This window comes from Desulfoplanes formicivorans, from assembly GCF_001748225.1.
In the GTDB taxonomy this organism is placed as follows: domain Bacteria; phylum Desulfobacterota; class Desulfovibrionia; order Desulfovibrionales; family Desulfomicrobiaceae; genus Desulfoplanes; species Desulfoplanes formicivorans.
The window spans coordinates 570,824-584,958 of sequence record NZ_BDFE01000015.1 but is presented as its reverse complement, the minus strand read 5'-3'; the positions used below and the strand labels follow the sequence as shown (position 1 = coordinate 584,958).

Below are 14,135 nucleotides of genomic sequence, written 5' to 3'. Positions count from 1 at the left end.
AAAGGGACGCATATGCGTCCCTTTTTATATGGTTCAGCCTTGAATAATTCATCTCCGTGGCAAGCGCACCACAAAGGTCGTTCCTTCTCCCGGTCTGGTGGTGAAATCGATCTCACCGCCATGCTTTTCCACCACGATCATCCGACAGATATTAAGCCCCTGACCTGTTCCCCGGCCCACCTCCTTGGTGGTGAAAAAGGGGTCAAAAACCCGGTGGGCAATATGTTCGGGGATGCCGGCACCCGTATCGGCAATCAGCACATCCACCCAGGCGTCGTCATGTCGCGTGGTCACGGTGATGCGTCCCTTGCCCTGACTGCCGTCGCCGACCTTGTCGCCTATGGCATGGGCCGCATTGGTGATCAGATTCAAAAAGACCTGATTGATCTCCCCTGGCAGGCAGGTGATGGGCGGAAGAGCCTCGTCAAAGTTCTCCTCAAGGTCGGCAACATATTTCCACACGTTGCGTGATACCGTGATGGTGCTTGCCAGGGCCCTGTTGATGTCGGTCACGGTCTTTTCCTTGGTCCCGGGATGGGAAAAATCCTTCATGGACCGGACAATATCTGCCACACGTTCCAACCCCTCCAAAGACTGATCAATGGCCTGGGGGATTTCTTCCTCCAGAAATTCCCAGTCAGCCTCTTCCAGGGCCTCCTCGATATGCTCTCGCAGGGCGGGTTCCACATCCCTTTCTGCACAGGCATCAAAAAGTTGTCTGTACGCGCCCACCACCTCACGGATATCCTCGAAGGAATCCTTGAAAAAATGCGTATTGTCGGAAATGTACTGGGTGGGCGTATTGATCTCGTGGGCGATTCCGGCTGCCAGCTGGCCCACGGATTCCAGTTTGCGGGCGTGGGAAAGCTGGGTTTCCAGATTCAACCGTTCCGTGATGTCCGCCCCCATGAGGAGCAGGCTGCGCTGCGCAACAGGTCCCGAACTCAAGGGGGTGACCGTAAGTCCCAAAACCCCCTCGTACCCATCCGCCCGGTGAAAGGTCATGCTTTTCAAACGAATGTGTTCCTCTTGCTCCAGACATTGATTCATAGTCCGAACAAGAACTTCCCGGTCCCAATCAAGATCAATATCCTGCAAAGGCTTGCCTATGACCTCTTCCGCAGGAATACCCAAAACACTTTCTGCCACAGGATTCCACTGGAGCACGGTTCCGCCCTCGGCCACCTGAATCAGCAGGGAGGGAATCTTGTCCACGAGCTGCTTGTTGGCCTCAAGCGAACGCACAAGCTCCTGCTGGGCTTTTTTGGCCACGCCAATGTCTTCAAGGATGGCAATGACTTCGGTTGGTGTCTTTCCGGGAGTAACCGGATTCATGATCGCCCGCAGTTCAATGGTTTTGCCCCCGGTGACCGAGGTGTATTCGTCCTCATAGACGCTCACCTCACCACCAAGTGCCCGGGCAATAATCTTGCGCATCTTGGAAGACGTGTTTTTGGCCGGGTTGAACCCCACCAACTGCTCCTTGGACGCCCCCATGAGCTCAACAAAGGTTTCATTGCAATCGGCAATAACGCCATCGCTGTTCAGCCGCAGCATGCCCAGGGGGGAACGCTCGAAAATGATCCGGTAGTTGCGCTCGCTCGCCCGGACCCGTGATTCCATTTCCTTGCGCCGGGTGATGTCAATCACGGTTCCTTCCACGGCCACCTGCTCACCATTGGCATCGGTGACAACCTGCATGTTGGCCAGTCCGGTAAATCGAGATTTGTCCCGACGGCACAGGGACAATTCAAAATTGGAAATTTTTCCCTGCTCCCTGAGCACCGCACGAAGAGTCCTCATCTGTTCGGGCTCAATGACAAAATTCTTCGCATCCATGCCGCACATGTCCTCAACATCCAAACCGCACAGCTCGCCAATGCCTGAAAAACCGAGCAGAGCCATGCCCGAAGGATTGGTCATGAGGATGCGCCCGTCCATATCCACCCGGAAATAGGCCTCCTGGATGTTTTCGAGAATCGACCGGTATTTCCATTCGCTTTCCCGCAAACCCTTTTGCATCATTTCCATGCGATGGAGCGTCTTGCTCAATTGGGCGGTCCTGCGCTCGACCAGTTGCTCCAGTTCGTTGAGATACATCTGCCGCTGTTTTTCCAGGTCCATCCGCTTGAGGGCGTTGTCCACGGCAATGAGAAGCTGATCGCTGCCAAAAGGCTTGTTGAGATGTCCATACACTCCTATTTCCAGGGCTTCTTTGGCAACCGTTCGATTACCGAATCCGGTCATGGTGATGATCGCCGTATGCGGATGCAAAGTATGACAGTCCCTGGCCAAATCCAAACCGGACTCTTCCGGCAGTCTGATATCGACAATCATCAAATCAAAAGGACGGGCGGCAAGGAGATTTCTGGCCTGATCGGCGCTTTCGGCTTCAGCGCAGACATGAGCGGAATACTTGCCAAGCATGGCCACGATCATGTCCCGGATGGCCGCTTCATCGTCCACAATCAATATATGTTTCTGTTCCATGAACATACCCGGTAAAAGTGAACCCCCTGGACCAAGCACACGACCCATACAGAGGCAAAAAGGTACAAGGCGCCTTGCATAGCCGAATTTTCCTCCCCCCACAACAAGCGGAAACCTGACTCCGTGCAGGGCAAACCGCCACGGAGTCCTGCACAAACCCTGTACCACCCCCAAAGGTGATCTTGTCTCCTCATGCGTGTTGCGGTACATGAACGGCCCTGTCCGTCCATAACATCCCATGGACGCATTGCGCCTGACCGGCACAAGACGCCTTTGTTCGGCCAGACCTTTCCCTCAACATTCACCGCGTCTGTCTGCCATGTCTACACATTCCCGATATACCGTCCTTGTCCGAGACTATGTCATCCGCATGCTCAACGGCATGGCCCACGGCCTGTTTGCCTCCCTGATCATCGGTCTGATCCTCAAACAGGTGGGCAACCTGCTGGGCCTGCCCCTGGTTGTCCAGTTCGGCCAGGTGGCCCAGTATCTCATGGGACCGGCCATTGGCGTGGGCGTGGCCGCCAGCCTGGGGACCGGCCACAAATCACCCCTTGGTTTGTACGCCTCCCTGATCACCGGGGCCATTGGCGCCAAGACCCTTGTCTTTCACGGACCATCCGTGAGCATTGCCATCGGGGAACCCGTGGGAGCCCTGATGGCCGCATGGGCCGGTGCCGAATGCGCCAGACTCATCAGCGGCAAAACCCGTCTGGACATTGTGCTCGTCCCGGCGGGAACCATTCTGGTCGGCGGATTGGTGGGGCATCTCATTGGTCCCTTTGTGGTCCAGCTCATGACCTGGCTGGGTGAGCTCATCAACGTGGCCACCCAGATGCATCCCCTTCCCATGGGTGTTGCCGTGGCTGTTCTCATGGGTATGTTCCTGACCCTGCCCATCAGCAGCGCGGCCATTGCCATTTCCCTGGGGCTGCACGGCCTGGCCGCAGGCGCGGCCACCGTGGGATGCGCCTGTCAGATGATCGGATTTGCCGTGATCAGCTTTCGGGAAAACCGAATAAGCGGGCTCATTGCCCAGGGACTGGGCACCTCCATGCTCCAGATCCCCAACATCATCAAAAATCCCCGCATCTGGATTCCCCCCATCATCACCTCGGCCATCCTGGGCCCCCTGGCAACCACCCTCTTTCACATGACCAACAATAAAATCGGCGCGGGCATGGGCACCAGCGGCCTGGTGGGACAATTCGCCACCCTGGAAGTCATGGGCGTGCAGGGGTGGACCGGGATCATCCTGTTGCACTTTGTGCTCCCGGCGATCATTTCCCTGGGTATTGCAGAATACATGCGTACCAGGGGATGGATCGCCCCCGGGGACATGCGATTGCCCTAACCCGGCTTTTTGCTACCAACTGTTTGCTGTCCAGGGAGAAAAGGCTGTCGTTTCTGACAGCCTTTTCCTGTTTTACCCCGTTGCCCCTGATGTTTTGTTATAACGTGGCAACCCGCATGGTCTCCACCCTGGTTGCACGCAACGCCGCGTTCCTGAATTTGTGGGCAACCAAGGTATCCAGGATCATCTGGGTAAGATGGTAGGCAATGGCAGGAATAAGCCCCATGGGAGCCAGGGTCATGAAGTAACCGGCCCAGACCACATAGGTGATGGTCAGGGTCTTCTGAGAAGTATGAATGGTAAAGGCGGCCGTGGACGAACGATCCAGATGCAGGGCCCGGGAAATCATGTAATTTAGGCACAGCATGAGCACGTGCAGTCCGATCATGAAACAAAAGACATAAACAAGCATGCCCCCAACCCCAACCAGCTTTTCCGTGGAACTGGAGACCGCATTGAAAATAATCAAAAGCACGATGCACTGGGAAAAGATGGAACACTGCTTCTTGAACACAACCACCTGGTTGCGGATGGTCTGGTTCATCCGCAACCCCTGACCGATCAGGGTGGGCAGGAGCACGGTCAGCACAAGATTGATCAGCATATGCATGACCGGCAGATCAATACCCTGGGAGGTTCCCAGCAAGAACTCCAGGGAAAAGGGGATGGTGAAAATGGCCAGGCAATTCCCCAGAATGCAGATGAACAGACTCAGGGGAACGTTTCCCAAGGCAATGCCCGTCATGACAGTACCTGAAGCCACGGTGACCGGAGCCACTGCAATAAGGGTCGCTCCAATGACAAAATCAGGTACGGAACCAAACAATGCCCGAACCAGAATCGCGGTAACAAGAGGAAACAGAACCAGGGATGATCCCAGAGAGGCCGCCAGAACCCGGACATTTTTGAACTGCTCCCCGATGCTGCGGGTTTCAAGCTTCAACCCCGTGAGCATGAAGGCCAAAAAAATCCCTATCTTGAGGATCTTCCATTCCCGGACGAACGTCCCCCAACCGGGAAACGCAAAGGCCGCCAGGACCACAACCGCTATACCCATGAAAAACCAATACTTTTGAAATATTGCCTTCATGTGAACCTCCTTGAGACCCCTCCCAGAGCGTCCCCTTGAGCACGAGCCCCTCCACGTTCCCCTCTAATTGGTCCAACCAATATGCGGTTTTTTTATGCCCGTCAACGGCAAAGTTCATTTTTTCACAAAACATCCCCTTACGGAAAGCGCCGGACTTCTGGTGGGCAGCATGGCATTTTCCACAAGCACAGCGCATTGTGTAAAAAACCATCAACACCACGTCAGGTGATCACCAATCAACCAGGCGATCGCGGTTGTCGTGAACATCCCTGCCTGCCCCGAGTGACAACACCTGCGGCCTTGTGCTAGCACTCCCGTCAATTCCACAGTGTTGCCAGAAATCACCATCCTCTTTTGTTCCCACCGACCAAGGAGGCATCATGAAGTATGACCACCATGTACTCCGCATTTTCCTGTCCGTGATCACGCTCGGATACCTGCTGACTGGGTTTGTCCCCCCCTGTGTCGCGCGTCCCCAGCTTCAGGCCCCAACAACCTACCGCGGCAACGAAGACATAACCGGGTGGTACATGAGCGAAAAACTCGACGGCATCCGGGGCTATTGGGACGGTCACCACCTGCTCACCAGGGAAGGAACCGTCATCCACGCGCCTTCATGGTTTACGAGCAACCTGCCTCCGTTTGAACTGGACGGAGAACTCTGGGCCGGGCGCGGGAACTTTGAAATAGTCCAGTCAACCGTCCTGGACACAACCCCGTCTTCAGGATGGCAAAACATCACGTACAATATTTTCGAAGTTCCCCATGCCTCAGGGGACTTTCCCGCCCGCCTGGCCAAGGCACAAAACTGGTTTGCCAACCACAAGGCCGACCATGTGCGCATCATCCCCCAGACAATCTGTACCGGCCACCAGCATGTGCAGCGCTTTCTCAAACACATCGCCCAACAAGGCGGCGAAGGCGTGATCATCAAGGACCCGACCATCCCCTATCAGGACGGATCCGAGCAACACCTGGTGAAACTCAAGCACATCAACTATATGGACGGAGTGGTTATGGGGCATACCCCGGGCAAAGGCAGCTACGCAGGCCTCATGGGCAGCCTGACCCTGCAGCTGGACAACGGGGTTGTCTTCAACCTGGGCACGGGATTCTCCATGCAGGAACGCCGTCATCCACCGCGCAAGGGAGCCGTGGTCACCTTCAAGCACTACGGGTTTTCCCAAAGCGGCAAGCCCAGGTTCGCCTCATTCGTGAAGGTCAAAACACCATAAAATCAGCAAATCCCTGACTGGTCCTACTACAGACTTGAGGAGTCGGAGTTAAGCCACTATCTTGACAATCAACCGGGAGGACCACATGAACAAAATTTTCGACAAAGACCAAAAAAAGATAATTTACCTCTTAGGAATTTACCATATTTTTCAGATTGAACATTGTGTAAAATTTTCTGAATACATTCGTAATTTCTGCATACAGCACAATATTAAGTCTATCGCTGAAGAAATGAGTAGCGATGCACTTGAGGATGCTGGAATCGTTCAAAGCACAGTTTTTGATATTGCTGTCGAACTTGGATTGCCACATGAATATTGCGATCCACCTGAAGTCATAAGAAAAGAAAGACGCATTCTTGGAGAGCGCGATATCGAATACAAAACTTGGCGTGACGAATTGCCAAATGATGACAAGGAAGGATTAAAATTAATTCATTTTAGAAAAAGGGAATTATATTGGGTTGAGAAACTTCTACCGATCTATGTCGATCCGATGTTGTTTGTCTGCGGGGCAGCTCACCTATCAACATTCCCAAAACTTCTTGAGGAAAATGGATTTCATGTTCAAATATTAGATAAAAAATGGGAACCGAACCTGAGCGCAGCCCAACACTCGCAACACGCCAGCAAATAACAGACTCCCCGAGCTGGTTACATTAAACCCTATGCGCAACGCACTAAATGCTTATGAATAATTCACTTTTTTCATTCGGAGAAGATTGTGGTAGCAACGCTTGCCTCAACTGGACTCACGATACCATTCGTTTATATATAAATGGATACTTAAAAGCTGCAGAAGAGCTAACCCATAAAGTCATTGAAACTTCATCAGATCAAGATATATTGGTTTATCCTATAGTATTCCTATACAGACAATACATTGAGCTAAATCTCAAAAATATAATTAAAGAATCAAGGATAATTTTGAGTGAAGGATGCGGGTTTCCTGAACATCACAAAATATGGAATCTATGGTGTGTATCCAATGGATTAATGAAAAAAATCATAAATAAAATTGACAAAGGAATTCAAGAATACATAACAAAAGAAGATACAGACTGCATATCAAAAATTATACATGATTTTGCTAATATTGACAAAGAATCATTTACATTTCGATACCCAAAAGACAAAAATGGCCACAATAACCTAGATGGCATCATGTATATTAATTTAAAAAATCTACATAATAATATGAAAATATTAGCTGAAAAGCTAGGCAAGTTTAATTCAGTGATAGATTTAATAAGGGAGAGAGAATAATATGCAAACCATTTATCATTAGCAATCAAATAAAAAGTTTTTGTTGATGGTTAGACTTTAACAATCGACTACACCGAAATATCATTCGAAAAACCAAATAATCCCCGTGCGGCTGCATTATCGCATATGCATTATTGCGAATTAATACATCCTAAGCACTTGTTTGATGCTATCTAACCTCGAAGCATTCGTGCGACAGTATGATCGGACTTTTAACATGTCCCTTTATTTCATCTTTGTTGGTCTGTCTTTGAGGTGAGGGGATTGCGAGGAGGAGTTGATTGAACAAAAAAAACAGTTTCAACCTAATCTGATACATTGTTACCCATCGAAAGGCCAACTATCAAATCAAGTCGAAACTGTTTCATTTCATCTCGCCGAAAATGACGGCTACATCTTCTGGCCGGACATGTCGCCATTATTCACATGAATCTGGCGTTCCTGCCTGCATCCAGTGCATAATCTCCCGGGCAAAGGTACTGAAATCATCAAGATGGTTCGTGCACACCGTGTGCACAATATTCCAATCAATGGAAAAGTAGTCATGTACTGCGATATTCCGGAATCCCACGCTTTTTTTCATTCGCGTACAAACATGGTCCGAGAGGATGCCGCATTCCCGGAGTCTTTCAAAACTTTCAGCCATGGTCATGGGTGGACGCACATCAAGATCCGCCACAATGTGGGAGGCGATATCCACACATATCTGAACGGCCCGCTGAAGATTCAGGGAGATGATGTCCTGCAGATCCATGTCACCCTGCAGCTCTGCCGGGGTTGCAGGTGTTTTGCTCCGGATACGATCCACACACCGCTTGAGAGAAGTCAGTTTGGAGAGAAGAACCTGATCTTCATGGGAAAACCTTTGAAGCTGTTTGCGCATGATCATGGTGGTATGGGGCATCATATCCGCCTGATTGTACCACATTTTCCTCAGCAGTTCGGCCAGAAGCGCTGGAGATTTTTTCAGGATAACCCGGCCGGTACCCAGGGCCTGCTGCAGGATGGGACCTGAAACCTGCTGCAGATCCACAAGATCCACGCTGCGCTGTACTGCCGTTTCAAGGGCAGCAGCCAAGGACATTTTTTCCTCAAAGGACAGCGCATGTCTGCATGCTATGGCGATGTCAATGTCACTTGTTTCGGACATCCGTTCCTGAGCCGCCGATCCGAACAGGGTGGCAACAAGAATTTCCGGAAAGTCCTTGAGGACATGTTGGATGGAAGAAACAATGCAGTCATGTTCGGTCATCATGGCTAGCTCGCTCGTTGTGCCCGGTAGATGCATGGTCCGGTGGGGTTACGTGAAAAACGATATCCTTTGCACCCATGCAACGCAAGTGCCCTGTCTTCCAGCAGCCTTTCTTCATGAGGGTACCAAGGCTTTCGTACCCTCGTCTTTCTGCAAGGCGAACAGGAAACCTTGCTCCCACCCCTTTATCTTGACAGATCTTAATCTGCAGGGCAGTTCTCATGCCAAATCCACAGGTTCCCCTGATGCAAGGGGATAATTGGGAAGTCCGGTGCAAATCCGGCGCTGGCCCGCAACCGTGAGAGGGGACGAACACCGCAACAAGCCACTGTTGCCTGCATTGGGGCAGACAATGGGAAGGCGCGGCAACTAGGATGATCCTCGAGCCGGGAGACCAGCCTGTGGAATGTGGTTTTTTGTATGGCTTCGAGGCCGAGCCAGGACATCCTCAGACGAACTCCTTTCCACTCGTTTTCACGTCCGTTATTTTCCTCGAAGCCTCCTCTTCACTTTTGGCATGAAGAAGGAGGTTTTTTCATGCGTTTTTATCTTTTTTTCGCATTGTTATGTTGTTTGTGCGCATCTCCGGCCATGGCCGAAGATGATGGTAGCAGCCCGAACCCAGACCAGGTCTTTGAAATGGACGAGTATGTGGTCACGGGAACGAGCACCAAGGATCAGATCAAAAACATCCCCCGCAATGTAAACGTAATCACGGCCGAGGATATTGAAAAATCCACGGCCCAGAACCTGCCTGAACTGCTGGGCCGGGAGGCAGGGATACAGCTTATTGACGACACCGGGGTGCCTGGTCGCAGCAAGGTAGATATCCGAGGTCAAGGTGAACATGCTGCAACCAATGTTCTGGTTCTGGTGGACGGACACCGCATCAATTCCGTGGACATGAGCGGGGCCAATTTTACAACTATTCCTCTGTCCCAAATCGAACGAATTGAAATCCTTCGAGGCCCGGGCGGGGCATTGTACGGCAACAATGCAGTTGGAGGTGTCATTAACGTCATCACCAAATCCGGAGAGGGCACCCCTTTCGGTGGATCTATCGGCGCAGAGTTCGGAAGCTATAATACAAAAAAATATCAAGCGGCCATCCATGGATCAAAAGATATTTTCAGCATGAACGCCATTGGCTCATATTCTGATTCGGACGGCTATCGAGAAAACGGAGGGATGGAAAAAAAGGATGCACAATTCAAGTTCGGCCTTGACCCTACAGACATTTTCTCCATGAACTTCAGTGTGGCCGTCCATGAGGAAGAGTATGGTATGCCCGGAGGAGTGAACCTCGATGATATCGATGATCGAGACAAACGCCGGGAAAAAAATCCTTGGAATTCTGATGAGGCACATGGATCTATCGAGCAACAGCGCATCCAGGCCAGCTCGACTATCAACCTGGAAGACTATGGTTCATTAGACCTGGATCTCGGCCTTCTATTCAGGGATAATCCCTATACATGGGGATACGGAACTACATATAAGATACAAGAAGACACCTACAACTACGCATTGAGATGGGACAAAAAAATCTTCCTTTATGGACGCGAACATACCGTACAGTTGGGTCTGGACGGTCTTTATTCGGATTACAACAGCTGGGAAGAGATACAGACCTATGCGAAGGAAAACGGTTTGTTTGTGGCAACAGCCTGGTCTCTGACCGATGATCTTACCCTAACGATCGGCAGCCGCTATACCCATTACAATCTTGATCGCAAATCTTTTGAGAACAAGAATTGGAACCACATTTCATATGACAGCGGGCTGATATACTCGCTGGGCAGTCTTGGAAACGTCTATGGATCGGTTGCCACCGGATTTCGTACCCCCTCCGTAGACGACATGAACTACGCAGTGGAAGACATCGAACCCCAAACCACGATAAATTACGAAGTGGGAACCCACCTAAAACCTTGGGAGAGTATCGCCTTTGATGTTGCTGTATTCCGCCAAGAATCCAAACATGAAATATACACAATCCAACCCGATCCCACGGTATGGGACTGGGTGACGGACAATCGCGATGAACCCATTCTTCGTCATGGCATTGAGGCCAGCATAAAATACTGCCCGATACGACCTTTTACGTTACGATTCAACTACACGTGGATACACGCTCGGTTCAAGGATTCCAACAATGTTGTCCCGCTGGTTCCTGAACATTCAGTCAATGCAGGTGTTGATTGGCGCTTTATCGAGCAGGCCTGCATCTCTCTGGACGGAAAATATGTGAGTTCCAAATATGATGGCAATGACAGCGACAACGATACCTATGAAAAAATTGATGCATACACGGTTGTCGACGCCAAACTGACGTGGGAATGCACACAAGCTCTCAGACTCTATGCCTGTGTGAACAACATATTCGACGAGCTGTACGCTACAACTGCGTACGGAGAAACCTACTACGTCATGCCCGAACGAAACTTCTATGCTGGAATGGAATGGAAATTCTAACCCCATAACCTAATAAACAATATCCCTGGATCCGGATCTATTTCGGCTCCAGGGATATTGCCCCTTTTCAGGAATCTGCATGGAACCGTTGCGTCACACAATCTTTTTTACCCTTGTCACCACCCTGTTTCTGTGTGCCGCCGGGACCGCCTCTGCCCAACCCTCCCGTATCCTCACGGATCAGACCGGACGCAAGGTCACTGTTCCCGCCCATCCGTCACGGATCATCGCCCTGGCTCCCAGCGCCATGGAAATTGTCTGCGCCCTTGGCGGTAGGGATAGGCTCGTGGGACGGACACGGTTCAGCGACCATCCACCCGAGGCGGTCGATCTCCCTGTGGTGGGCAGCTATGTGCAATTGGATGTGGAAAAAATCGCGTCTCTTCGTCCTGATCTGTGCATTGCCCTCAAGGACGGAACTCCCTATGTCACCGTACAGACCCTGCGCCGATTGCATATCCCGGTCTTTGCCGTGAACAATGACAGTCTGGATTCGGTGATCCAGGCCATTGGCCTTGTGGGCCAGGTGATCAACCGACCAAGGGAAGCCGCAGAGGTAATGGCGTCCCTGACCCATCGTATCAAAAAGGTTCAGGAACGCATAGCCTGCGCCCCAACGCGTCCGGGAGTCTTGTACCAAATTGACAGCAATCCCATTATTACCGCCGGACAGGGAACCTATATCAACGAACTCATCACCCTGGCCGGAGGACGCAACGTGGCAGCGGCCTTTACGGGCTACCCCCGTTTTTCCATGGAACAGGCCCTGACCCTCATGCCCGAAGTCATTATCATCCCATCCATGGATCGCTCCGGAGCCTGGAAGGAAACAGCCGCAACCTGGCAACAATGGACACACATCCCGGCGGTTCGCCAGCATCGCATCCAACAGGTGAACTCGGACCTCTTTGACCGTCCCTCGCCGCGCATGGTTGACGGCCTGGAAATCCTTGCCCGCATCCTGCACCCGGAATGCTTTGAAAAATCAGCAGACAGCACCCAGATGACAGGCAACAAAAAATAAAACCCGGCTCACAACAACATCCGGATTCTGAAAGAGTTACCAGTTTTTTTGTTTTTTCTCCCACAAAAAAGATACTGCGCACTGCGCACTGTGTACTGTGTACTTAAGTGCACTGCGCTCTGTGTTCTGCGTACTTGATAATAAATACCATGCTCACTCCCTGGCGCATTCTGAAAACCAACCTGCCCATGGCCCTGCTCCTCGTCCTTGCCTGCTGGCTGGGCCTGTCTGCGGGTTCCAGCGGTTTTTCCCTGCTTGATCCGGCCAGACTGTTTCTGGATAGCGGAATGGATCCGGTGCGCTCGGCCATCATTCTTGATCTTCGTCTTCCCCGGGTCTGCCTGGCCGTGCTTGCCGGAGCCACCCTTTCCACCGGCGGTCTGGTCATGCAGGCCCTGCTCAAGAATCCCCTGGCCGAGCCCTACATCCTTGGGGTGTCCGGTGGCGCGGCCGTGGGGGCCATTGGCGCCATCATCCTTTCCCTGGCCCACGTGGCCACCATGGCCATCTCCTTTGCAGGCGGACTGGCCAGCCTCTTTCTGGTTCTGACCGTTGCCGGACGCCGGGCCTCCACCGGCACGGAAGCCATTCTCCTTTCCGGGGTCATGATCAATGCCTTTTGCTCGGCCCTGATCCTGTTTTTCATCTCCATGGTCCCTGCCGACAAGGCAGCAGGCGTCCTGCACTGGCTCATGGGCACCATCCCCTCTGCTGATCCTTCCTCCATCATCCTGACCCTGGGAGTGGTTCTGGCCGGATCAATACTGATCTTCGCCCTGGCCCAACGAATGAACATCTTCCAGCTCGGTCACGAAACAGCCGCATCCCTGGGCATTGACGTGCGTACAACAGCCGTCATCCTGCTCATAACCATCACCCTGATGGTTGCCGCGGTTGTCTGCCAAACCGGGCTGCTGGGTTTTGTGGGCCTGGTGGTTCCCCATCTTTTGCGCCTTGTTCATGGCCATGACCACCGGATTCTTGTACCCTCATGTATCCTGGGCGGCGGCGCCTACATGGTCCTGTGTGATACCCTGGCCCGGAGCCTGCCCTCCCGTGGGGAACTTCCCGTGGGCGTGCTCACGGCCATGATAGGAGCTCCCCTGTTCATCTTTCTGCTGACGAGAAAACGATCATGACCAGTGCCCTGGCCACACGACATCTCGCCTTTTCCTACAACGGGACCCGGGTTCTCCACAACATCACCCTGGACATTCCCAGGGGCAGTCTGTTCACCATCATCGGCCCCAACGGATCAGGCAAGACAACGCTGCTTCGCCTGCTTGCCGGTCTGTGTCGTCCCCTCTCCGGACATATTCTTTTGAATGGCCGGGAGCTGCAACGCTTCAAACGCAGACTCCGGGCCCGCACCCTGGCCATTGTTCCCCAATCCCTGCCCCAGTCCTTCCCCTTTACCGTACAGCAGGCCGTGCTCATGGCCCGGGCGCCCCGCCAGGGCCTCTTGGGCTTTGAAACCCGCACCGATCTGGACATGGCCCAGAACGCCATGCGCTATACCGGCGTGGACCATCTGGCCCACAAATCCATGGACAGGATCAGCGGCGGGGAACGCCAGCGCGCCTTTATTGCCCGGGCCCTGTGCCAGGAACCGGACATCCTGCTTTTGGACGAACCGACCGCCGCCCTGGACTATGCTCACCAGATCAGGATCATGGACCTGCTGGCCGACCTGCGCGCAACCAAAGGCACGACCATTGTTCTAGTTTCCCATGACCTGAACCTCTCGTCCATGTATGCGGACCACATTCTTCTGCTGCATCAGGGCAAGGTGGCCTGTCAGGGAAGTCCCGAGCAGGTTCTGCAATCAGCCATCCTTGAACCGGCCTATGGATGCCGGCTGTTCGTGGATACCCATCCCCAGACAGGCAGACCCCGCATCATGCCCATGCCGGGAAATATCCCGGGGCATCGGGCTTCAACCCCATAGC

Annotated in this window: 11 protein-coding genes and 1 riboswitch; of the genes, 8 read left to right on the top strand and 3 right to left on the bottom strand. The window is 52.5% G+C overall.

What is annotated here, in order from left to right; translation table 11 throughout:
* Window positions 1-48 precede the first annotated feature (48 nt).
* Window positions 49-2,490, bottom strand: a complete 2,442-nt coding sequence (locus DPF_RS07405) for a hybrid sensor histidine kinase/response regulator (protein WP_176724199.1) — start codon at window positions 2,488-2,490, stop codon at window positions 49-51.
* 319 nt (window positions 2,491-2,809) lie between these two features.
* Between DPF_RS07405 and DPF_RS07400 the strand changes: the two genes are divergently transcribed.
* Entirely contained in the window at window positions 2,810-3,844 is a 1,035-nt protein-coding gene (locus tag DPF_RS07400; RefSeq protein WP_069858510.1) for a PTS sugar transporter subunit IIC, read from the top strand.
* A 97-nt stretch (window positions 3,845-3,941) separates the two neighbouring features.
* Here the strand turns inward: DPF_RS07400 and DPF_RS07395 are convergent, their stop codons facing one another.
* A complete protein-coding gene (locus tag DPF_RS07395; RefSeq protein ID WP_069858508.1) occupies window positions 3,942-4,934 on the bottom strand; it encodes a bile acid:sodium symporter in 993 nt (330 codons plus the stop codon).
* 380 nt (window positions 4,935-5,314) lie between these two features.
* Here DPF_RS07395 and DPF_RS07390 point away from each other — a divergent pair, with 380 nt between their 5' ends.
* From DPF_RS07390 to DPF_RS07380, 3 genes are all read left to right on the top strand, one after another.
* The gene (locus DPF_RS07390; RefSeq protein ID WP_069858506.1) at window positions 5,315-6,169 is read left to right on the top strand and encodes a DNA ligase; all 855 of its coding nucleotides are present in this window, start codon (window positions 5,315-5,317) and stop codon (window positions 6,167-6,169) included.
* An 85-nt stretch (window positions 6,170-6,254) separates the two neighbouring features.
* Window positions 6,255-6,806, top strand: a complete 552-nt coding sequence (locus tag DPF_RS07385) for a hypothetical protein (protein WP_069858504.1) — start codon at window positions 6,255-6,257, stop codon at window positions 6,804-6,806.
* 53 nt (window positions 6,807-6,859) lie between these two features.
* Window positions 6,860-7,435 (top strand): hypothetical protein, encoded by a 576-nt coding sequence (locus DPF_RS07380; protein ID WP_069858833.1) that lies wholly within the window; start codon window positions 6,860-6,862, stop codon window positions 7,433-7,435.
* A gap of 418 nt (window positions 7,436-7,853) precedes the next feature.
* Here the strand turns inward: DPF_RS07380 and hepT are convergent, their stop codons facing one another.
* Entirely contained in the window at window positions 7,854-8,690 is an 837-nt protein-coding gene (hepT, locus tag DPF_RS13900; RefSeq protein WP_176724198.1) for a type VII toxin-antitoxin system HepT family RNase toxin, read from the bottom strand.
* Between the two features lie 214 nt (window positions 8,691-8,904).
* Window positions 8,905-9,104: riboswitch (cobalamin riboswitch) on the top strand.
* 120 nt (window positions 9,105-9,224) lie between these two features.
* Between hepT and DPF_RS07370 the strand changes: the two genes are divergently transcribed.
* The 4 genes from DPF_RS07370 to DPF_RS07355 all read left to right on the top strand — a co-directional run bounded on the left by DPF_RS07370 (window position 9,225) and on the right by DPF_RS07355 (window position 14,134).
* Entirely contained in the window at window positions 9,225-11,162 is a 1,938-nt protein-coding gene (locus tag DPF_RS07370; RefSeq protein ID WP_069858502.1) for a TonB-dependent receptor, read from the top strand.
* Between the two features lie 79 nt (window positions 11,163-11,241).
* Entirely contained in the window at window positions 11,242-12,186 is a 945-nt protein-coding gene (locus tag DPF_RS07365) for an ABC transporter substrate-binding protein (RefSeq protein ID WP_069858500.1), read from the top strand.
* Between the two features lie 149 nt (window positions 12,187-12,335).
* Window positions 12,336-13,325 (top strand): FecCD family ABC transporter permease, encoded by a 990-nt coding sequence (locus DPF_RS07360; RefSeq protein WP_069858498.1) that lies wholly within the window; start codon window positions 12,336-12,338, stop codon window positions 13,323-13,325.
* A complete protein-coding gene (locus tag DPF_RS07355) occupies window positions 13,322-14,134 on the top strand; it encodes an ABC transporter ATP-binding protein (protein WP_069858497.1) in 813 nt (270 codons plus the stop codon). Before DPF_RS07360 ends, DPF_RS07355 begins: the two co-directional genes overlap by 4 nt.
* Window position 14,135: the final 1 nt, after the last annotated feature.